The sequence below is a fragment of the Thermococcus sp. GR6 genome, from assembly GCF_012027415.1.
Taxonomy (GTDB): domain Archaea; phylum Methanobacteriota_B; class Thermococci; order Thermococcales; family Thermococcaceae; genus Thermococcus; species Thermococcus onnurineus.
Genome location: NZ_SNUM01000001.1, coordinates 96,676 through 115,574 on the forward strand (window position 1 = coordinate 96,676; position 18,899 = coordinate 115,574).

At 48.8% G+C, this 18,899-nt stretch carries 22 protein-coding genes and 2 tRNA genes; 4 read left to right on the forward strand and 20 right to left on the reverse strand.

Annotated elements, in window-relative coordinates; all coding sequences use genetic code 11:
- Positions 1–38 precede the first annotated feature (38 nt).
- Positions 39–1,220 carry a transglutaminase-like domain-containing protein gene (locus E3E32_RS00595; RefSeq protein ID WP_167729753.1) on the forward strand — a complete coding sequence of 394 codons (1,182 nt, stop codon included), beginning with the start codon at positions 39–41 and terminating at the stop codon, positions 1,218–1,220.
- Here E3E32_RS00595 and E3E32_RS00600 read toward each other — a convergent pair.
- Together E3E32_RS00600 and E3E32_RS00605 are read right to left on the reverse strand one after the other, a co-directional pair.
- Positions 1,214–2,425, reverse strand: a complete 1,212-nt coding sequence (locus tag E3E32_RS00600; protein WP_167729754.1) for a DEAD/DEAH box helicase — start codon at positions 2,423–2,425, stop codon at positions 1,214–1,216. The genes E3E32_RS00595 and E3E32_RS00600 overlap by 7 nt on opposite strands.
- A 72-nt stretch (positions 2,426–2,497) precedes the next feature.
- Positions 2,498–2,575 (reverse strand) — tRNA-Lys (locus tag E3E32_RS00605).
- Between the two features lie 112 nt (positions 2,576–2,687).
- Here E3E32_RS00605 and E3E32_RS00610 point away from each other — a divergent pair.
- Positions 2,688–3,434: a DUF835 domain-containing protein gene (locus tag E3E32_RS00610; protein ID WP_167729755.1), complete on the forward strand. Its 747-nt coding sequence runs from the start codon at positions 2,688–2,690 to the stop codon at positions 3,432–3,434.
- A gap of 74 nt (positions 3,435–3,508) precedes the next feature.
- Positions 3,509–3,596: transfer RNA gene (locus E3E32_RS00615), tRNA-Leu, on the forward strand.
- Positions 3,597–4,130: 534 nt separating this feature from the next.
- Here E3E32_RS00615 and E3E32_RS00620 read toward each other — a convergent pair.
- Positions 4,131–6,056 (reverse strand): helicase C-terminal domain-containing protein, encoded by a 1,926-nt coding sequence (locus E3E32_RS00620; protein WP_167729756.1) that lies wholly within the window; start codon positions 6,054–6,056, stop codon positions 4,131–4,133.
- A gap of 49 nt (positions 6,057–6,105) precedes the next feature.
- Here E3E32_RS00620 and E3E32_RS10045 point away from each other — a divergent pair, with 49 nt between their 5' ends.
- Positions 6,106–6,435, forward strand: a complete 330-nt coding sequence (locus tag E3E32_RS10045; RefSeq protein ID WP_240910575.1) for a hypothetical protein — start codon at positions 6,106–6,108, stop codon at positions 6,433–6,435.
- A 12-nt stretch (positions 6,436–6,447) separates the two neighbouring features.
- On the opposite strand, the gene E3E32_RS00630 is transcribed toward E3E32_RS10045, so the two are convergent.
- The 17 genes from E3E32_RS00630 to E3E32_RS00710 form a co-directional block, all read right to left on the reverse strand.
- The gene (locus tag E3E32_RS00630; RefSeq protein WP_167729757.1) at positions 6,448–7,152 is read right to left on the reverse strand and encodes a hypothetical protein; all 705 of its coding nucleotides are present in this window, start codon (positions 7,150–7,152) and stop codon (positions 6,448–6,450) included.
- A 196-nt stretch (positions 7,153–7,348) separates the two neighbouring features.
- Complete coding sequence (locus E3E32_RS00635) at positions 7,349–8,017, reverse strand: ABC transporter ATP-binding protein (RefSeq protein WP_167729758.1); 669 nt, start codon at positions 8,015–8,017, stop codon at positions 7,349–7,351.
- Positions 8,014–8,475 (reverse strand): hypothetical protein, encoded by a 462-nt coding sequence (locus E3E32_RS00640; RefSeq protein ID WP_167729759.1) that lies wholly within the window; start codon positions 8,473–8,475, stop codon positions 8,014–8,016. Before E3E32_RS00640 ends, E3E32_RS00635 begins: the two co-directional genes overlap by 4 nt.
- A complete protein-coding gene (locus E3E32_RS00645; protein WP_167729760.1) occupies positions 8,472–9,230 on the reverse strand; it encodes an ABC transporter permease in 759 nt (252 codons plus the stop codon). The genes E3E32_RS00640 and E3E32_RS00645 overlap by 4 nt, the downstream gene beginning before the upstream one ends.
- Complete coding sequence (locus E3E32_RS00650; RefSeq protein WP_167729761.1) at positions 9,214–10,290, reverse strand: hypothetical protein; 1,077 nt, start codon at positions 10,288–10,290, stop codon at positions 9,214–9,216. Before E3E32_RS00650 ends, E3E32_RS00645 begins: the two co-directional genes overlap by 17 nt.
- Before the next feature lie 116 nt (positions 10,291–10,406).
- Positions 10,407–10,706, reverse strand: a complete 300-nt coding sequence (locus E3E32_RS00655) for a hypothetical protein (RefSeq protein ID WP_167729762.1) — start codon at positions 10,704–10,706, stop codon at positions 10,407–10,409.
- Between the two features lie 197 nt (positions 10,707–10,903).
- The gene (locus E3E32_RS00660; protein WP_167730848.1) at positions 10,904–11,950 is read right to left on the reverse strand and encodes a M42 family metallopeptidase; all 1,047 of its coding nucleotides are present in this window, start codon (positions 11,948–11,950) and stop codon (positions 10,904–10,906) included.
- Positions 11,951–12,093: 143 nt separating this feature from the next.
- Positions 12,094–13,656, reverse strand: coding sequence for a proton-conducting transporter membrane subunit (locus E3E32_RS00665; RefSeq protein WP_167730849.1), 1,563 nt, complete (start codon positions 13,654–13,656; stop codon positions 12,094–12,096).
- A gap of 10 nt (positions 13,657–13,666) precedes the next feature.
- Positions 13,667–14,152: a Na+/H+ antiporter subunit E gene (locus E3E32_RS00670; RefSeq protein WP_167729763.1), complete on the reverse strand. Its 486-nt coding sequence runs from the start codon at positions 14,150–14,152 to the stop codon at positions 13,667–13,669.
- Positions 14,149–14,553 carry a Na+/H+ antiporter subunit C gene (locus E3E32_RS00675; protein WP_012571989.1) on the reverse strand — a complete coding sequence of 135 codons (405 nt, stop codon included), beginning with the start codon at positions 14,551–14,553 and terminating at the stop codon, positions 14,149–14,151. Before E3E32_RS00675 ends, E3E32_RS00670 begins: the two co-directional genes overlap by 4 nt.
- Positions 14,546–15,316, reverse strand: coding sequence for an MnhB domain-containing protein (locus tag E3E32_RS00680; RefSeq protein WP_167729764.1), 771 nt, complete (start codon positions 15,314–15,316; stop codon positions 14,546–14,548). The genes E3E32_RS00675 and E3E32_RS00680 overlap by 8 nt, the downstream gene beginning before the upstream one ends.
- Positions 15,317–15,571 (reverse strand): hydrogenase subunit MbhD domain-containing protein, encoded by a 255-nt coding sequence (locus E3E32_RS00685; RefSeq protein WP_012571987.1) that lies wholly within the window; start codon positions 15,569–15,571, stop codon positions 15,317–15,319.
- Positions 15,564–15,923 (reverse strand): monovalent cation/H(+) antiporter subunit G, encoded by a 360-nt coding sequence (gene mnhG / locus E3E32_RS00690; RefSeq protein WP_167729765.1) that lies wholly within the window; start codon positions 15,921–15,923, stop codon positions 15,564–15,566. The genes E3E32_RS00685 and mnhG overlap by 8 nt, the downstream gene beginning before the upstream one ends.
- Positions 15,920–16,204, reverse strand: a complete 285-nt coding sequence (locus tag E3E32_RS00695; protein WP_012571985.1) for a monovalent cation/H+ antiporter complex subunit F — start codon at positions 16,202–16,204, stop codon at positions 15,920–15,922. Before E3E32_RS00695 ends, mnhG begins: the two co-directional genes overlap by 4 nt.
- On the reverse strand, positions 16,194–16,769 hold the full coding sequence (locus E3E32_RS00700; RefSeq protein ID WP_167730850.1) for an NADH-quinone oxidoreductase subunit B family protein: 576 nt from the start codon (positions 16,767–16,769) through the stop codon (positions 16,194–16,196). The genes E3E32_RS00695 and E3E32_RS00700 overlap by 11 nt, the downstream gene beginning before the upstream one ends.
- Positions 16,770–16,774: 5 nt before the next feature.
- Positions 16,775–17,272 carry a 4Fe-4S dicluster domain-containing protein gene (locus E3E32_RS00705; RefSeq protein WP_167729766.1) on the reverse strand — a complete coding sequence of 166 codons (498 nt, stop codon included), beginning with the start codon at positions 17,270–17,272 and terminating at the stop codon, positions 16,775–16,777.
- Between the two features lies 1 nt (position 17,273).
- Positions 17,274–18,896: an NADH-quinone oxidoreductase subunit C gene (locus E3E32_RS00710; RefSeq protein ID WP_167729767.1), complete on the reverse strand. Its 1,623-nt coding sequence runs from the start codon at positions 18,894–18,896 to the stop codon at positions 17,274–17,276.
- Positions 18,897–18,899 lie beyond the last annotated feature (3 nt).

Consider the following 18,899-nt stretch of genomic DNA (forward strand, 5'->3'; position numbering starts at 1 on the left):
AAGGTTTCCTTTATAACTTTCACTGACGATTTTATGTCATGATGAGAAGGGCAGTCCTCGCGCTGGTAATCGCACTCATGGTGTTCGTCTCAGGGTGCATCACTGTAGTTCAGCAGACTGAAACCTCGCCATCTTCCACATATTCCCCAACAACTTCTACCTGGAGCACGCCCGCTCCGACCACCACTACAACCACAACAACACCTGCGACGTGGACGAATCCCGAAGTTCAGTGGGGCAACTTAACCGTTCTCCTGCCAAGTCAGGATGCCCAGTTGAACTGCTCAGGGATACTCTGGCGCTACATACTCAAAGACGCCCTTCCCTGCATGCTGAGCAGGCCGGAGCTTGAGGTTATCTCTCCACTCGCGGAGAAGCTTAAAGGCGAAAATTTAGTCCAGAGTGCCTGGAACGTCCTTGACTGGGAAGATCAGTGGATAATCTACGACCGAGAGAAGGCCAAAGAGCCTTTTGCCAAGGTTATCATTTACCCTGACGGAAGACAGGAAGTTGTTGAGGGACAGAACAACACGATACAGACTCCCTATGAGACGATTATGAGGGGAAAGGGCATATGCACTGACTACACTGTTCTCACCGACGCCCTGCTCTTGGCCATGAACTACACCCCCGTTTACGCGATGGCGATAAACCTTACCGACCTTGGCCATGCGGCGGCACTTGTAAGGATAGACGGCTGGTTCTTCGTCCTCGACCAGCATCTGCCCCCGATGGACCTCGGCTCCTACTATCGCTACTGGAAGAGGCATGGGAGCATAATAATCAACGCAACGCTCTACGAGATAATGCCAGGAGAGAACCTTGCTGAAGTGAAGACCCTCGGGATCTTAAGTGGAAAAGACTTCCTCATGCAGGACTACACCATGACGGAGAACGACGCAAAGGCTCTGGCTTATGGTATGCTGAACCTACTTGCCCAGGATTTTGGAATTGGCGCCGATGATTCCCTCTCGCTCATCTCTGAGGGCAAGCTTCCGGAAGGTTACAAGGCCGGCTGGATGTGGAGCGCAACCTTCTACAATCTGGCCGATTACTATCATCCCATATTCTACGAGCAGTATGTGAAGTGGCTCCTCGAAAGGATGACATCGGATTCCGAGCTTGTGGAATACTTTGAGAAAAGTGATTCAGCGTGGATAGAAGTGGGGATTGAGGGCAACGACCTCGTTGTCACCCTCTACCTCGGCCAGCGTCAGTAGCGCCTTGAATAGCCGCGGGAGTAGTCTCTTCTTCCGTTTTTCCGGTATCTCTGTGGTCTCTCCTCGCGCTCGCACCTCTCGCGGTACTCCCTAGGTATCTCCTCGCTGAGCTCGGACTTCTGGATATCAACACCCGCGACGCTTGCTATGTAGCGGAGCCTCTTGAACTCGCCGGGCATGATGAAGGTGACCGCCTTACCCTTCTTGCCCATCCTGCCGGTTCTGCCTATCCTGTGGACGTAGTCTTCGGCCGTCATGGGCAGGGAGTAGTTCACTATGTGGCTTATGTCCTGGACGTCGAGGCCTCTCGCTGCAACGTCAGTCGCTACGAGAATCCTTGTCCTCTTGGTTTTGAAGCGCCAGAACGTCCTTTCTCTGGCCGCCTGACTCATGTCTCCGTTGAGGGCTTCGGCGCTGTAGCCCTGTCTCCTGAGCTTCTCGCTCAGCTTCCGCGTTTCCCTCTTCGTCGCGCAGAAGACTATCCCGTAGAAGTCGTCGCTCAGAATTTTCTTAAGGGTTGAGAACTTTCTGGCAGGAACGACTTCAATGTACTCCTGCTCTACCATCCCCGGAACGAGCTCGTCGCTGCTGACTTTGATTACCTCATAATCGTTCATGTAGCGCCTCGCCAGCCTTAAAATCTCACGCGGCATCGTTGCCGAGAACATCAGCACGCGCTTCTTCCTCGGTGTTTCCCTGAAGATTACCTCTATATCGTTTATGAAGCCCATGTCAAGCATTCTGTCGGCCTCGTCGAGGATGAAGAACTTCACCCTACTCAGATCTAGGGTTCCGCGCCTTATATGGTCGAGAACCCTTCCGGGAGTGCCAACGACGACGTGAGTACCTCTCTTAAGGGCTCTTATCTGCGCACCAATCGGCTGGCCACCGTAGACTGCGTAAACATAAACTCTCTTCCTCCCTCGGAGGCTCTTTATCTCGTCCGTCACCTGAAGGGCGAGCTCCCTTGTGGGCGTCAGGATAATTGCCTGGACGCTCTTTTCCTTCTCATCAATTGCCTCGATTATGGGTAAGGCAAAAGCGGCCGTCTTTCCGGTCCCAGTCTGGGACTGCCCGATTATATCCGCGTCGCCAGATAAAAGACGCGGGATGACCTCCTTCTGAATGTCGGTGGGCTGTGAGAAGCCCTTCCTCCTAACGGCAACTAACGTCGCCTCAGATAGGCCTAAGTTTTCAAAACTCATTTTTCTTAACTCCTTTTCAACTGCTCAAACGCGCTCCTTCAAGACCCGAACGCGTCGAGAAGAACCGCGATTTGGCGGGCCGGGGGGGATTCGAACCCCCGACCACGGGATTAAGAGTCCCGCGCTCTAACCATGCTGAGCTACCGGCCCTCAACCCGAAACCATAGACGGGAAGTGGCTTTATAAATTTTTTGGTCTGAGGTGGGGCGCTGGATGTTACGCTTGGGAAAAGAATATAAACCCACTGTTATATGTAGAAACGATGATAACCTACGAACACGTTAAACTCGCAGCTGAAATAGTTGCCTTCGTTTCCATCACTGGGGTAGCTTATTTGCTGGTCACCATTAGAAGGATGCTGAGAGAATTTTTAGGGATCTCAGTAGTCAGGGGAATATTTCTAGGGGTGCTAATTTTCTGGTCTGGGTATCTGATAAATGTTCTCAATGATATTTTTCCGCTGGAGCTCCTGAAGATACTGGACGACGTTATAGTGACAATAGGTATTGGGATAATAGCTCTCTCGGCGGTTAGAGTTAGAAAACAGATAGTAATGCACGTGAAACCCAGAGTCGTTCTCGACGGAGAGTCTGGACTCCAGCGTGGGGCGTATCTCGTTAAGCCCACATCTCCCCAGATGATTCTGAGGCTTCTATCGGGAAAGAAGGTACTTGTTGTAACGAGAAGGCCCCAAATCTACGAGCCCCTTGGTGTTCCTTACATCTGGATAACGAACGTAGACCATCCAAAGGCGATATCCCCCACAAGGCTCGCTCCCCTTCTGCACACCATAATAGAGAGTGCTGATAAGGACACTTTCGTTATTTTCGATGGACTCAATTACCTCATACTCCAGAACGGATTTGAATCAACAATCAAATTTCTCATGTCCCTTAAGGATGTCCTCCTTGAAAAGGGCGCTGGTATTGTATTGATCGTTGATCCTGAAACCTTGGAGAAGAAGCACATCGCGATACTCGAAAGGGAATTCAAATGGATACTGAAATGACGCTACGTTGGAATGTGTTCTCTTCACAGACCGCAAAATTTATAAAGCCTCTCCGAGCGTTATACTTTGGCAACGCGGGGGTTGCCGAGCCTGGTCAAAGGCGCGGGATTGAGGGTCCCGTCCCGAAGGGGTTCCGGGGTTCAAATCCCCGCCCCCGCACCATAAGAAACTTTTCTGGGGAAAATTTCATCAAAAGTTTCTGACCGTTCTAACAGGCTGTTTTGAAATTGCATTCGATACAATAATAGCTCTATTTTGCGGTTAATTCCTTTTAATTGGCCCTTTAAACAGTGAGTTCACCCAAAATTGACGCCATTAGGGTGTCTAAAGGGAAAGGACTCAGACGAGATTGCTTTCTCATTAGTGAATTCCCTGCTAAATGCTCAGCATAACTAGGAATGCACTCCAAACTCGCCACTTCAGCAGTGTCTGACTTTTCGCCGGTCTTTCTAAAGGCTGTTTGCCAAGCAAAAGTTTGATCAAAGCCCGTACATCTTCTTGAAGTGCCCTCTTTGGGAGTGAGCTCACTTTTAGTGGGCAGTTTTAGAGTGTTCAACCCCAAGTGAGTGCCCAAAGGGCGTCAAAAAGAAAAGGGGACTCACGTTAAGCACTTCTTCATTTGAGAAATCCTCTCTAGAAGGGTCCCAGAGAGTCGCATACTGATAAAGTGGTCATCTAAAAGTAACCCTTCTTTGGTCAAGCTTTGCCTCGTAAAGGTTGCTGCCAGAACCGCCTCAAATACAGCCTCATTCTTCCCAGATCAACGGGTCTCATTGTCTCCCGCATCCAGTCTGGTAGGTCCTTCTTTATGCTGTTCCACAACAGGCGGTAGTCGAGGACGATTATTGACCCCTTCTCCTCCGCCGAGCGGTGAACCCTTCCTGCCGCTTGGACGAGCTTTCTGTGGGCCGGCAGGTAATAACCGTAGTATCTGCCTTTGCCCGGGAACTTTCTCTCGAAATACCTTATCTGTGCTTGAACCCTTGGCGTCGGCCTCGCGTATGGAATACCAACTAAAATGACTCCGTTCATCTCGTCACCGCTGTAGTCCTGTCCTTCGCTGTTTCTCCCACCCATAACACCGAGGAGAACCGCACCCTTCCCCCTGGCGTGGGCTTTGAACTTGGCAACGAGCAAATCGTTCTCCTGAGATGTAGCGCCCTGTTTCTCTATGAATATTGCCTTCCCCGTCTCTTCAAGGCGAACCTCGAGGTTTGCCGAGAGCAGACCCTGCAGAACCTCATATGATGCGGTAAAGACACCGACGTTCTTCGGAATGAGCTTAACTGCTTCGACGATGTAGTCAACCATCCGCTTATAGACTTCCATCGAGCGCTCCTCACCACGTGTTGAAACATCCTTTGCAACCAAAACCTGAGCGTTTTCGCGCTTCACCATGCGTGGGAACTTCTTCAGCTTGGCGTTTTCGATGCCCATAACGTCGCGGAAGGCCTCTAGAGGTGTTAATGTTCCAGACATGAATATCGCTGACTGGACGTTCTTTACGAAGCTCAGTGCCTTTGAAGGATCCAAAGCCACGAGCTCAAGGCTGAGGCCCTTCTCCCTGCTCATGAGGAAGAGATAGTCTTCCCGCCCGATGAGCGAGAGCCAGAAGAGGAGGAATTCTCCAACGCGGCCGATGTAGGAGCGCGGCGGCTTGCCCTTCTCTATCCTGTCCTCCCTTATTGAGTCTCCAACCGCCACCATCTCGTTGAGGGTTTTGACCAAATAGCGGCCATTGAGGTTGAGTATATCAACGACGTGTGCGAAGACAAGTTCCGGCTGAATCGGTACCTCGTGAACGTCCCTTTCTCTCAGCTTCTCCGCATAGAGCATTTCAATCCCCTTTCCGAAGATGCTCAGAAAGTTTGCTATCTCGTGCTCTCTGTACTCATCGGCCTCCTTTATCGCCCTGTTGATGGTGTGGATGCTCAGCCTGTCGCTCAGGGCGGAAATAGCCTGGTCAGGAAGGTTGTGGGCCTCATCGAAGACGACAATTAGGTCAGAATAATCGACGTCGAGTGAGCTGAGGAAGTTCTCTCTTATCGTTGGGCTGAGAAGATAGAGGTAGCTCGCGACTATGACGTTAGCCTTCTCCGCTATTCTTCTCGTCAGGTCGTAAGGGCAGAGCTCCAGCGTTTGGGCGTAGTCGAGTATCTCCATCGGATGGCTCGGCTCCTGAAGGAAAAACTTGATCAGCTCGTCGAACTCGGTCTTTTTCTTCTTCTCGTTCTCATAGAAGGGACACTTGCCGAGCTTTTTCAGGTTTTTGCAGACAACCATGGCGTTGTAAGCGTCGGTTGTGAACTGGGTCAGATAGCTGTGAAGGCACAAATCCTTCCTACTCCTTAGCTCCACGCCGGAAATGTGCGTTTTCCTGTTTATCGCTTTTAGCTCCTCTATAACGCGGTCCATCTGTCGGTGGGTTCTCGCCAGATAAAGAACCTTGTGGCCCATTTCGATAGCGTACGGTAGAATCCCAGCTAAAACGCTTACAGTCTTTCCAAAGCCCGTTGGGGCCTCGATTATAGCGTTTTCACCGTTTTTAACGGCTTCGTTAACGAGTTCTATGAACTCTCGCTGGTGGGGCCTGAGGCTCTCGTAGGGGAAGTATTCGCTCATGGGAAAGAGTTTTAACGGCTCGCTTTTAACTTTTCCCCAGGTGGGAGGAATGGAAGAAAAGGACAAGAGGCTCATCGAATACACCGTAGAGGCGTTGATCGTAGCCTGGCTGAGCTATCTGTTCTTCTACCAGAACTATCTGCTTTACAACTGGCACCGTGGGCTGCCTCTTCCCTCGAAGTGGCCCTTCCTCCTGGTGGGCATTGGCATAGGTGCGCTTTTCTTCTGGAATGAATGGAGGAAGTTCGAAAAGGAGCTTTCTGAGGGGAGCGTCTACACGGAGGGAACCCCTAGAACCCCAACTATCACCAAAGAGATGCCAGAAGATAGCTCTCAGGAACTTCTTAACGAGGATCTCATGAATGATGAGGTTCTCTGAAATCGTTTACTGTCAGTGCTCCTCAATTTTAACCATATATCTTCCGGACAGCTCCATTCCAGTAAAATCGTCCTCTGACACGTCCAGAATGCTCTTCCTAACCTCTATTATAGAGCTTCCCGACGCCGTCTCGTACTCTACCTTTTCAATGACTCCTTCGAGAACCTCCGCGACAAACCTACTATCCCCTGCCTCCCCAATCATTCTGAATGACTCCCTCCCTGTTTTTAGCATCACGTAGCGGAGCAAATGGGCAAGCAGTGGGGCCCTAAACTCCTTGAGGATGAACTCCCGCGCAGAACCGAAGACGAGCGGGGCAACGATGTGGTGGCTCTCCGCCATTCTGGCGAGGGTCTTACCGGAGCCCTCGGCGATTAGCCTGAGCTTCTTTCCGAGCAACTTCTCGCCGGGAATGTCGGCAGAAGCTCTAGCCAGCAGATTCCCATTGTCTGCCATGAATGACAGGATTAAAAGACCCTTCCGACCTTTCATTACGTAGGTGACGTGAGGTTCGTTGAAGGCCAGCTCAAGGGCTCCCTCGAACTCGAACTTCCAGAGGAAGCTCTTAATGGAGAGTTTCGCAATAAGCCTCTCTTCTGTCTTAGTAACCTCTGCCCGATATGGAAACGTTGGGAAGAGTTCCTCAGGATTCACCGCGACGCTTATTAGAGCTTCCCATCCTCCCGAGAAGGGCACCCTTGCCGTCTTTGACTCCATGCCGAGCACCCTTGTACATTGTCCCTCTAAGAGATGCTCGGACCGGTTTTTAAAGTTGGCGGAAGAGAGGGGAGTATAAACTAGTTGCCCGCTGAGTGGACATACTTCTATATGAAGCCTGTCTGTTCCAACTTGGGGGTGCATGAGTATCGAACCATGTACGTTGCTGGTCTTTGTCTGAAAGTGGGGAAATTCACTATCCTTTGAGTCCATAGTAGAGCCGCCGAAGAGTCTCCTCTATCTCTCCTGCATCTCCCTGGGCCACAAGCCTGCCGTCGGCTATCACATAGACCCTATCCACCACTGGGAGCAGAGGCTCCCACATGTGGCTGATTATCAGAAAGCTTTTTTCTTCCCTCAGTTCCTTGATAGTTCCAATGATGTCCCTTATTCCACTGAAGTCTAAGTTTGCCAGTGGTTCGTCGAGCATCACCAGATCTGGATTTCCCACTAATGCCTGAGCCAAGCTGAGCCTCTTGAGCATTCCGGAGGAGTACGAAACTATCCTCCTGTCAAGGTAGTCTATCCCGAGTATTTCTGCAACCTCTTCCACGTCGTCTTTTCCACGCGCCCGTGCGAAGATAGAGAGCCATTCTCGTCCCGTGACGAATGTGGGAAACCTTGGTGGGTCAAAAGCGACGCCAATACGTTTTCTCACGGCGCCATCTGACCAAGGGTTCTTTCCGAAAACTTTGATGTCTCCTGAAGTAGGCCGATAGACTCCTGCTGCTATCTTCAAGAATGTGCTCTTTCCACCTCCGTTTGGACCTACGATAAGGTTGGTTCCTTTGGGGATCTTGACCGTGACGCCGTTGAGGGCCGTGATGCTCCTGAATCTCTTCGTCAGTTTTTCGGCGGTTATCACTTGGACCACCTCATCCTCATTAAGGTCATAGAAAGGATTACACTTACGAGAATTCCAAGGCCATAGTAAGCATCCTGGACCCTTTTGGGAGGGTGCAGATCTCTCATAAGGAGGGCACATGTTGGCATTCCGGAGCCACTGAACTGCAGGAGGTAGTCCCCTTCATACGGAATTGGAAACTCGACCGTGAGCTGTTGGCTCATGTTTTCCTCGAAGATGATCGAGTTTGCAAAGACGTTCTTGATATAAACAATTCCAGTGCCTCCCGAACAGGTTAGTCTTGCTTTCATCCATCCAGGAACGTAGAAGACAAATGAATCGTATTCTCCATCTTCCGTGCTCTTTAGAGCGACAGGGGGCGTGTTTATTTCAACGTTTGATTTGATTGAATAAGCGGCCATTAACCCAAAGGAAGACATGAGCAGGGCAACAAGGAGTGTTATTATGAGTCTCTTCACAGCACATCCCTCCTGTCCATCATGACTATGCCGGCGAGGAGAAGGATCCCCGGCACAACTACTCCTGCAAAGAACTCCATTCTGACAATGTCTAGCGTACTGGGGCCAATCAGCGCCAACATTGTCATTCTGTTAACAAACCTAAATGGGGGAACGCTCAGACCAATGAAATTGGGAACGGCAAGGAGGAAAAAGGAAACAAGGAAGTCTAGGAAGGCGTTTCTGAAGGCAAGGGACACCACTATGGAAACAGCCACGGAGTAGAGAACGAAGTAAAGGACAAGAATCATAGCCGAAGCGAAATTCCCACTGCCCAATATTATGGGAAGGGCAGTCCAGTTATCGGCCTGGGTTATCAGGATGACAAGAAAGATTGGAATGTAAGTAACCAGCAAAGAGAGCAGATAAACGGTAGCAGTCTTCACGAAGAAGAACTCCCTCTTTGACAGTGGAAGTGTGTAGAGAGAAAGCGCATATCCCATGTCCCTCTCCTGCCTGAAAACTAAAATGGACAACACGGATATTATAGACACCAGAATCACCCACATTTCGGAGGAGCCCAAAGTGGAGATGATGGCTGATCCAGTAAGGATCCGTATTGTTTCCTGGCCAAATCCTGACGCCCGGAACCAGCTGCGTGCCTCGAAGAGTTGAGAGGCAAAGATGAGAACGAGGGTTGGAATGCTGATTGTCAAAACAAACAGGCGCATGTGCTCGCTTAACTCCCAAGTGAAAGCTTCACGCAGATTTCCCACGCAGGACACCCCCTTTCAGAAGGATTATCACAACGAGGACAGATAATGAAATGAAAAATCCAATTTTAAGTCCGCTTTTTGGGGGATTACTCTCGACAACCTGATTGTTATTCTGAATGTTTGTCTTGAAAAGGGAAACCCCATGCATCCACAGTTCCTTGGGTTCTTTCGTGTTGACTAAATCCTTCATGTGCTCACGGGCGTAACTTATTGCCCTTTCATCTGCCACTGAAACGTCCAGGATTCCTATCGCCTGGAGATCAGCGATGGGCCCCATAAAAGTCAGCATAATGTCCAGTTGGGGATTGTACGAAACAATACTGGCACCTTTTGTCTCATAGAACAGCAAACCAATCGCCGAAGGTTCGGTTATAAGAATTCCATTGGGTTTCTCAATGGGACCATAGTACGTCAATATGGTCGTGTTGATGATTTGGTTTGAACGAATCCTTATTGGAGTGCCGTTGTGTATTAGGAAGGTGTCATTCACATTTAGGTCTCTTAATCCCCACAGTGCGGTGTGGCCGTAATACCTGCCCTCTAAATCGTAAACGCTTCCATTCTCCAAGAATATCAAGTATTTGCCCCTTATTGTTATCGGCCGAAGAGACGTCACTTTCACCTGTAAGACGTCCTTGTTACCTATCTGTATGGAGTTGTTGGCCACATATACCGTCTCATCCCAGAAGGGATTTCTAGGGAGATTTGGAGCGTTGTCCTGAGGGACGAATACTATGTTTATTCCATTAGACGTGTCATTTCTCTCGATATCGTTGGAGTTCGGAGTGAGAACTACCTCAACGCCCACTGTTGCAATTCCTTTTTGAGAGTCCACGGATATGATTGTGAAATTTATCAGAATTGCTTTGACTGACTTTACAAGATAATACGTCCCGTTAAACCAATAGACTAACATTGCATTGCTGAAATTGTCAACGGCGTGGTATGCAGTATACGTTCCCGGTTCAAACCAAAACGGGCTGTAAGTGGTGCCCTTTGCTGCGGGCGTCACAAGGCAGGTACCAAATAAAAAGAGGAAAAGGAAGACACTCTTTTTCACTCCTCACCACCTCTATCTGAGCTATTAGAGGTCCATGGATCATTACCCTACTGGCGCTGGTACAAGGGCTACGATCCAGTCACCATATGAACCGACGGTTCCATAAACTCTGGTTCCTACCTCGTCTGCTGAGTGCCACCTCTCAATTCTCCAAACCAGGCCATCCCCCCATGAGTTGCGGCGTGATCCCAGAGGACAAGTGCTAGAGTGTATTGAGGCGGTACTTCCCACTGCCCCATCGCATAGGCACTGAATCCCCCACTGGCAAAGAAGTAGTTGACATCTCTGTACTCATAGTCCTCCCCTGCAATGACCCCTGGCTTCACTGTGGTGTAGTGGAGTGCTGCCACGCTCCCTACCATCAGGAAGATGGCCAGAACAACCAATCCAACAGCCCCTACTTTCCTTCTATCCATCGTCTCCCCCCATTTGTGGTGAGGGCATTCTTATTATCTGCTAGGATAATAAAAACTTTTCGATTTGTAGATGTTTTAAAGAGCTTTTATGCATGATTATAGCATTAAGCTCCAATAGTATTATCTAGCAATTCTGGATAGTTGATAATGTGGACGGAAATAGAGAAGAATATTATTTTAAATTTAGGGAAATAAAGTTAGAGCTTAAGTCCCGGAATCTCCTCGAGAACCTTGACCATCAGCTTAACTCCAGCGTCAACGTCGCGTCCGTCCACAACTTCCGCGTTGGAGTGGATGTATCTCGCTGGAACGCTTATCGCTCCCGTTGGAACGCCAGCCTTGTTGAGGTGTATTGCGCCAGCATCGGTTCCTCCACCGAGGAGGATGTCCCACTGGTAGGGTATCTCGTACTTCTTGGCGAGCTCCTCCATCCACCTGACGATGGTCGGGTGGCAGATGACGGAGCGGTCCATTATCTTTATTGCGGTTCCCTTTCCGAGCTGGGTGACCTGCTTGTGCTCCGGTGTGCCAGGAACGTCAGCGGCAATGGTGACGTCAATGGCGAAGCCGTAGTCAGGGTCAATGCCAAAGGCTGAAACCTTTGCACCGCGGAGGCCGACCTCCTCCTGGACGGTGGCCACAAAGTATATGTCCGCATCGGTCTCGCCGAGCTCCTGGGCGGCCTTGACAAGGGTGTAGACAGCAATCCTGTCGTCAAAGGCTATGCTGACGAGTCTGTGCTTGCCGAGTCTCTCAAGCCTTCCGTCCCAGGTGATTATGGTGCCGATCTTAACTCCCATCTCCTCGGCTTCCTCCTTGCTCTCGGCACCTATGTCGATGAAGACCTGTTCCCAGGTCGGAGCCTTGGTCCTCTCCTCGGGCTTCTGAATGTGTGGCGGAACACTTCCACCGACACCGTAAATGAACTCGTTTGGGCCAATCCAGACTTTAAACCTCTGGGCTATGAGCGTCCTCGGATCAACACCGCCAACCGGGGCAACGCGGAGGAATCCGTTCTTCTCGATGTGGGTGACCATAAGGCCTATCTGATCCATATGTGCAGCCAACATGACCTTTGGCCCAGAGCCTTTCTTGTGGGCTATGACGTTTCCGAGCTTATCGACCTTTATCTCATCGACGTAGGGCTTGAAGGCCTCGATGACAACGTCCCTAACGCCCAAAAACTCGTATCCAGAAACACCAGGAGCCTCAACAATCTTTTTGAGCAGCGCGTAGTCAACCATTCCCATCACCTCTTTCGTTAAGATTTCCATCTAAATGCTCGGGTGGGAGATATTTAAGGTTTTAGGTGTAGTAACAACCCATTGATAGTCATGTGCTCATTTAAGCGCTGTTAACAGATAAAAGAGTAGAAGTAGAGTGTGATTTAACGAATAGTCTTTAAGGCAAGATCCAATACTGCATTTATGTAGCTGTTATAGTCCATCGCCTGTGTCGCTGCTGGGTTTATGAGGCCGTCCACAATAATTGGGGTTGCCAGTCCGACTATAATACAGATTACTGCCAATACCAAACAAACTAAGCTCATGCTGGCATGCTCTTTGATCTTTATATCCTTCCTTGGTTTGCCCAGCCAAATAATGTAGAACACCCTTACATAAGCTACCAGCGCAATTACAGAACTTATCACTAAGATTAACGCTAGACCAAGGTCCTTCTCCATTAAAGCATTGAAGAGTAGCAGCTTGCTGAAGAACAAGTTTAATGGTGGAACACCTACGAGGCTTAATGTAGCTATTGCAAGGCTGAACGTCGCAACTGGCATCTTTTTACCCAGGCCAGCCAGATCATCCACGTTCCTTGAACCAATGGCGTGAATAAAAGCTCCTGCCGCTAGGAACAGCAGAGCTTTGGCAATGGCATGGTTGACCAGGTGGAACAATGCGGCCTGTAGTCCTAATTGAGTGCCAAGTCCAACCGCCATGAATAGATAACCCATGTGCATTATTGTTGAATAAGCAATGAGTCTCTTAACGTCCTTCTGGACTGTCATCATTGCAGCGCCGAAAAGGGATGATACTGCACCAAGGACAACGACGATGTTACTCAATACGCCGACTATGCGGGCCAATTCTGGAATTAGTGTACCCCCATAGACTGTGTAGAGGAATCTGATGAGTGAGTAGACACCGACGTTGACGACTAGTCCTGAGAGTATGGCTGAGATTGGGCTTGGTGCTGCTGGGTGTGCTTCTGGGAGCCAGAAGTGGTTCGGGACTATGGCAGACTTAATCAAGAACGCCCAAGTAGCCAAAGCCAAGGCAACACCTGAAGCTATCGCAATATTGCTGACTGGTGAATTAGTAACCGGAAAGTTTAAACCATGGACTTTTGCTGTCAAATCTGCAAGATTAACAGTGCCAAAAGCTCCATAAAGTATTCCGAGGGCCAGGAAGTACATCGTGGTTCCTACGGCACCTATTAGGGCGTATTTGAAGCCAGCGTACACTGAATCGCCTCTATCGCGATAGAACATCACCAGGGCATAGGCTGCAATACTTGTAACTTCTATCATGACGAAAAGATTGAATGCATCCCCGGTCAACAGGACTCCCAGTAGTCCGGCCTCCAGACCCAGATAGAGCGTATAATACCACTCCAGACCATTTTTGTGTTCTAGGTATCTATACGAGTAAATTGAGATCAGGAACATAAGTCCAGCGGTCACCAAGGCAATTAAGGCGCTTAGCTTGTCGACTTCGTAGATTACACCAACTGGTGCACTCCATCCTCCGAAAGTGTAGACTAATGGCCTGTCCGAGGCGTAGGTTTTCTGGAAGAGTTTGAAAGTGCTAACTAAAGCCAAGCCAGTCCCTATTAGGACGTAAGCCTGGATTATCTTTCTGTTTCCTTTGATTATGATTGAGAATAAAGGTAGTGCGAATGCGAAGATTACAGGAATGACTGGAGTAATGCCGACAACGTCCATTTTCATCACCTCACTCGAATATCCTCTTCGCAAACTTTTCAAAGTCTGCAGAAATTTCTCCCTTAACCTTTTCAGGATCCTCTGTAGTTACGTTAATCCAGTTCACATACATGTACTTATCATCTAGATCTACAACTACTGTTCCTGGAGTGTTGGTAATTGAATTTGCGACTAGTGTCTTTGCATAGTCTGTTTTTACTCCAATTGGTACTTTGACAATCCCTGGCTCGTACTTTCCTGTAATCGTTCTCACCATAACGTCAACGTGGGACTTAGTCTCGGCCACGAGCATGTACCAAATGAAATATATCACAGTCCATAGCCATCTGGTAGGGTTCATGGCTTTTGTATCATTCTGGACTAAGTATCTCCCAATAAGCAATCCGACACTAATGGCTACGATTATCCCAGTAACTAAGTCAAATGGACTTGCAGACCCCGTAAATATGAGGTATGTGATGAATGTCAGCGTTGCAGTGGGGACCACACCTTTCATCGTTCACCACCCCCAAGTAGCTCCTGTTGAAGCTCTCTCGTGTCAACAGTCCCGTATAAACGGTAAATCTGGATTATTGCAAAGGCTAGGAGAACGTTAACGGCCATTCCAATAACCACCGCAGTAATCACTAGGGCCTGTGGTAGAGGGTCAACTGCTGTGCTGATGAACTGACTTAGTGTCTCCTTGCTTAAGTCGGGCAATATTGGTGGCATTACAGGATAAATTGAGCGATATCCAAGTAAAACAACAAGCAGGTTTGTAGTATCTCCCAAAATTGTTAGTGCGATGAGTTTTTTGACTAGATTGGGCCTTCCCACGATACCATACAGGCCGATCATGATTGTCGCGATGAGTGATAGTATTATGATTGATAATATAAAGGGAACTGCACTACTCATCCACATCCCCCCGTAAAAAGCGCTTAAATATGCTTTCTGGGATTGCTAGTAGGAGGAATACTGCAGTGAAGCCTGCTCCAACTGCTAGGAATTCGAAGAAGTTGTAGTAGATCAGTGAACCGCCAATAAGCTGGCCGTCGATCTCTGCGGGAAATACTGGCTGATTCTGCATGATGAAGCCTCCGCTAAGGAGTGGAACTAACGCCACTAACGCTATTCCCAGGAGTCCAATAGAACGCAGAATTAATGCCCTCGTCTTGTCCAAGCCATTTTCTTCTAGGGTATATTTTGAGTATGCTGCTATTATAAGGAGTGGAGCGACCGCGAGAGCAGAGCCGCCCTGAAAGCCACCACCCGGTGTCAAGTGACCGTGCAAAGCAATAGATGCCGAAACCGCAAGGATCATGACGACAATAATTTTCGTAACTGATTTGACTACTATGGTAAGACCTCCCGTGAATCCCTCTATCTTCTGCTTTGCTGCCTTTTCCTGCCTTTTATTTAGCCTAAAGAGAGTTAGGCTTCCAATAATCGCAAGGAAGAATACCGCAGTCTCAAAGAGTGTATCAACACCACGATAGTCCCACAAGATTGAGGTGACGACCTCTGGACTTCTAGCCGAGTAATCCCCGAAATAACTATTCTGGAGGTAAAACTCACCTAGGGGCCTTACATCAGTTTGCTGGGGGAGTTTTGGAGTAATATAATAAGCCAATCCCAATATTGCCACAAGTATGATTACAAGTGGGATTAGCTTTTTCATTTACACCACCTCGTATCTCCCTGTTTTACTCACAACGAAAACCAGGAGTGCTGAATATATTCCAACCGCTATAGCAACGTAGGCCAGGACAATGTCTGGTGCCATTAGGATGTAAAATGCGATTGCATAGGCAATTGCTTGGACTGCCGAAAAGCCAATGGCTCTAAGCAGGTCTTTTTCAATAATTGCCAAGTATGAGAATATTAATCCGATGATTGTTGTAATTGCCAGCATTAGTAAGTGCACTTCAATCATGCTTCTTCACCTCTGTTAAGTGGTCGCACTTGGGGTTCCACTGGACGAGCTTAGCTTTGTGAGCGGCGTACGCTAAGGCATGGGCACCGGCAGGCGCTGCCAGAAGCACTATTATCCCTGTGACGAAACTAGCTCCTGCTATGGCATACTTGTGGGGAAGGAAATTGCTACCCAATGCTAAAAACCCGACACCGAATAACGGCACTACTGCACCCCCAATAGTTCCAACAGTTGCAGCGTGCAGCCTGACGTAGAAGTTGGGGAAGCGGAGTAGGCCTATGGCCCCAAAGAGGTCGCAGATGCCGCCGATAGCTATCATGATGGCTCCGAGGTAGAACAGCACCTCACTCATGCTCCCACCTCTCTACTCACAAGGTATTTGGCTATGTAGATGTCCAGAAGATAAGCCCACAATGCTAGAGTTATAGCACCACTAATCAGAAAGACGCTTTTGAAGTAGACTGCCAGAATGGCCATGAATGCTGCGATATCGAAGCTCATGCAGTCTATTGCTAGTATTATGTCAGGTATTGTTGGACCTCTGAAAGCTCTAATTGCATAAATCACAAATGCAAGCAGGTAAAGCGGAATAATGAACTTCATGAAGATAATGAATGTGTCCTCAAGGCTCATCCTCAACCCCCCGGATGACAATTCCCGGCATAAAGTGCCTCGTCTTTTCTGCTTCACTTATGAGCTCGGCGATCATCAGCTTCTCATTTGCCACCGATTCCCCCGGCTCGACATAGACAGTCTTTTTCTGTTTTGACTCTAGCATCCCACTAGCAACAGCCACACCGTAGATTATGGCCTCTGGCTTTGGGGGACAGCCAGGTATAAAAACCGTCGCGGGAGGCTCCATATTGTATTCTTCTTTTAGAATCCTGTAGAGCTCTTTAATACCACCTATTACGGAGTAAGTATCATACCATATGCCTCCTCCACAGGCGCACGCCCCTATGGCCAGAACCACTTTTGGCTCTGGAACCGCTTTCAGAGCGTCAATAACCTTTGGCAGACACTCCCTCGTAATTGGTCCGGTAAATGCTATGGCGTCTGCATGTCTGGGAGAGCCAACGAGCTTTATCCCGAGTCTTTCAACATCGTTTCGTGGTGCAAAGATATTTAGGATCTCTATATCACAGCCGTTACACGAGCCGGAGTTGAGATGAAAAACCCATAGACTATTTTTTACCATGGATCTCACCCCCACACCCTCCACTCAGACGTTTTTTTCGCTCTACACTCAGGGCACAGGAGGAGATTCCTTCTTTCCCAAGGGTGTATTTTTTCGAGAGAAGCTATCAGATGCCTATATGTGTCGAAGGACTTTCCGCACTCACTGCAGCGGGCCATCTGTAGTTCCACAATCTGGTGCAGTTCGTCATGATCTGGTGTAGCAAGCTCGAATTGTGTGGTTAGCTTTATCGCACCCACGGGACATACGTCTTGGCAACGACCACAGAATATACATCTCCCAAGGAAAAGATGGACGACTCTGATGCCCCTAGCCTCGTCTGTGAAAACTCTAATTGCTTGGGGAGGGCAGGCGTTAGCGCAGGCACCGCAACCTATGCATGTTTCCTCGTTGATAACTGGTTTTCCTCTGTAATCATCTGGAACGTCAATCGGAGCGAAAGGATATTTTTCTGTGACACTACCTATGGAAATGGCCTTGCCCAGTAGTTTCAGCCTCCCCATTTCAGACCCTCCTCACGCCCTCCTTAAGCGGCCCTCTCCACAGAATCTTCCCGCTTTCAGAATCAATTATTGAGACGTGGTCTGTACAGGAGAAGCATGGGTCTATGCTGGCTATTATTAGGGGAGCATCTGCAACGTCATTCCCTCTGAGCATTATAGGAACTGCCGGGAGGTTGTTATAGGTTGCAGCTCTTGGATGCCAGCGGTAAATCATGTTCTCTCCCCATGTTATCACGGCGTGGATGTTCTCCCCACGTGGAGCTTCAGTGACTCCGATACCGAGTTTGAATGGAGGAATCTCATATTCGTCATTTATCAGTTCTCCTGGAGGCATATTTTCCAGGGCCTGTCTTATCATATTGAAGCTCTCAAAAATTTCTTCGTATCTTACGAGGAACCTTGCAAAAACGTCCCCTTCTTTGTAAACCGGGACTTTGAAGTCCAAGTCCTTGTAAGCCGCGTAGGGATGGTCTCGCCTTACATCAGTGTCAATCCCGGAGCTCCTGGCCATGGGACCGACCACACCTATCTCCCTAGCCTCTTTCTTCGGTAGAACTCCGACACCCTCCATCCTTTCTCTGAGCTCCTTCATCTCAGCGATGTTATCAAGTACTTCCCTACTCTCTTTTTCAACCATGTCCAGAAGTTTCAGCGTTTTTTCCTTTTTATCCTCCGTGATGTCTCTTCTTACTCCTCCGACAATATTTATTCCGTAGGTCTTTCTGTTGCCGGTTATGAGCTCTGCTATGTCCATTATGTATTCTCTAGCCCTCCAGATGTGCATGAAGCCGCTGTCAAAGCCGAGAAGATGGCATACAACCCCGAACCAAAGGAGGTGGCTGTGAATTCTCTCTACCTCAAGCATTATTGTCCTTATATACTGTGCTCTCTCCGGAACGTAGATGCCAGCAGCATCCTCAACTGCCTGACAGTATGCGGCGGAATGGGTGCAACCACAGATTCCACATATCCTCTCCGCGAGGAATGGGATTTGGTTTATTGTCATTCGTGATTCAGCAAGCTTCTCCATTCCCCTATGGATGTGAAATCCCCTGTATTCCGCATCTACGACTTTGTCTCCTTTAACATAGAGCTCAAAATACTCTGGTTCGTGAAGGGAGGGATGATATGGTCCCAGGGGTATCTCCATGACGTCTTTTTTGTGCTCCCTTTCTTTTTCTATGGGTTTTGACGGTGGAAGCTTTTTGTTGTAAGGAAAGTCTTTTCTCAAGGGATAGACTCCTTCTGGCCAATCGTCCGGTAGAATAAGCCTTTCGGGCTTTGGATGTCCATTGAAAACTATGCCGAGCATGTCCATGGCTTCTCTCTCTGACCATTCAGCACCCTTGATAACAGGGGTTATTGACGGTATCTCAGGGCTCCCTTCGGGGGATGTTATCTTGAGAACCACATATCTTCCCTCTGTATCGCAGTTGAATATGTGGTACATTGCAAACCTCCCGTTTATGGGCCGTTCGTCTACTCCCATGCCACTAGAGTAGTAATAACCCCTCTCGAATAACGCCCTTGCAATCTCCCGTATATTGCTGGCGCCGACCTCGGCGACTGTCATCTTATCATTGTGCTCCAGTATTTTACATCCTTTGAGGATATCAAATACCATAAT

Excerpts from the sequence above, each read along its gene's own strand:
- E3E32_RS00655 (WP_167729762.1), bottom strand. The coding sequence starts at position 10,706 with ATGGATAGAAGGAAAGTAGGGGCTGTTGGATTGGTTGTTCTGGCCATC.
- mnhG (WP_167729765.1), bottom strand. The coding sequence starts at position 15,923 with ATGAGTGAGGTGCTGTTCTACCTCGGAGCCATCATGATAGCTATCGGC.
- E3E32_RS00600 (WP_167729754.1), bottom strand. The coding sequence starts at position 2,425 with ATGAGTTTTGAAAACTTAGGCCTATCTGAGGCGACGTTAGTTGCCGTT.
- E3E32_RS00700 (WP_167730850.1), bottom strand. The coding sequence starts at position 16,769 with ATGGTAAAAAATAGTCTATGGGTTTTTCATCTCAACTCCGGCTCGTGT.
- E3E32_RS00685 (WP_012571987.1), bottom strand. The coding sequence starts at position 15,571 with ATGATTGAAGTGCACTTACTAATGCTGGCAATTACAACAATCATCGGA.
- E3E32_RS00595 (WP_167729753.1), top strand. The coding sequence starts at position 39 with ATGATGAGAAGGGCAGTCCTCGCGCTGGTAATCGCACTCATGGTGTTC.
- E3E32_RS00630 (WP_167729757.1), bottom strand. The coding sequence starts at position 7,152 with ATGGAGTCAAAGACGGCAAGGGTGCCCTTCTCGGGAGGATGGGAAGCT.
- E3E32_RS00680 (WP_167729764.1), bottom strand. The coding sequence starts at position 15,316 with ATGAAAAAGCTAATCCCACTTGTAATCATACTTGTGGCAATATTGGGA.
- E3E32_RS00710 (WP_167729767.1), bottom strand. The coding sequence starts at position 18,896 with ATGGTATTTGATATCCTCAAAGGATGTAAAATACTGGAGCACAATGAT.
- E3E32_RS00660 (WP_167730848.1), bottom strand. The coding sequence starts at position 11,950 with ATGGTTGACTACGCGCTGCTCAAAAAGATTGTTGAGGCTCCTGGTGTT.
- E3E32_RS00665 (WP_167730849.1), bottom strand. The coding sequence starts at position 13,656 with ATGGACGTTGTCGGCATTACTCCAGTCATTCCTGTAATCTTCGCATTC.
- E3E32_RS00670 (WP_167729763.1), bottom strand. The coding sequence starts at position 14,152 with ATGAAAGGTGTGGTCCCCACTGCAACGCTGACATTCATCACATACCTC.
- E3E32_RS00610 (WP_167729755.1), top strand. The coding sequence starts at position 2,688 with ATGATAACCTACGAACACGTTAAACTCGCAGCTGAAATAGTTGCCTTC.
- E3E32_RS00695 (WP_012571985.1), bottom strand. The coding sequence starts at position 16,204 with ATGAGCCTTGAGGACACATTCATTATCTTCATGAAGTTCATTATTCCG.
- E3E32_RS10045 (WP_240910575.1), top strand. The coding sequence starts at position 6,106 with ATGGAAGAAAAGGACAAGAGGCTCATCGAATACACCGTAGAGGCGTTG.
- E3E32_RS00675 (WP_012571989.1), bottom strand. The coding sequence starts at position 14,553 with ATGAGTAGTGCAGTTCCCTTTATATTATCAATCATAATACTATCACTC.
- E3E32_RS00620 (WP_167729756.1), bottom strand. The coding sequence starts at position 6,056 with ATGAGCGAATACTTCCCCTACGAGAGCCTCAGGCCCCACCAGCGAGAG.
- E3E32_RS00705 (WP_167729766.1), bottom strand. The coding sequence starts at position 17,272 with ATGGGGAGGCTGAAACTACTGGGCAAGGCCATTTCCATAGGTAGTGTC.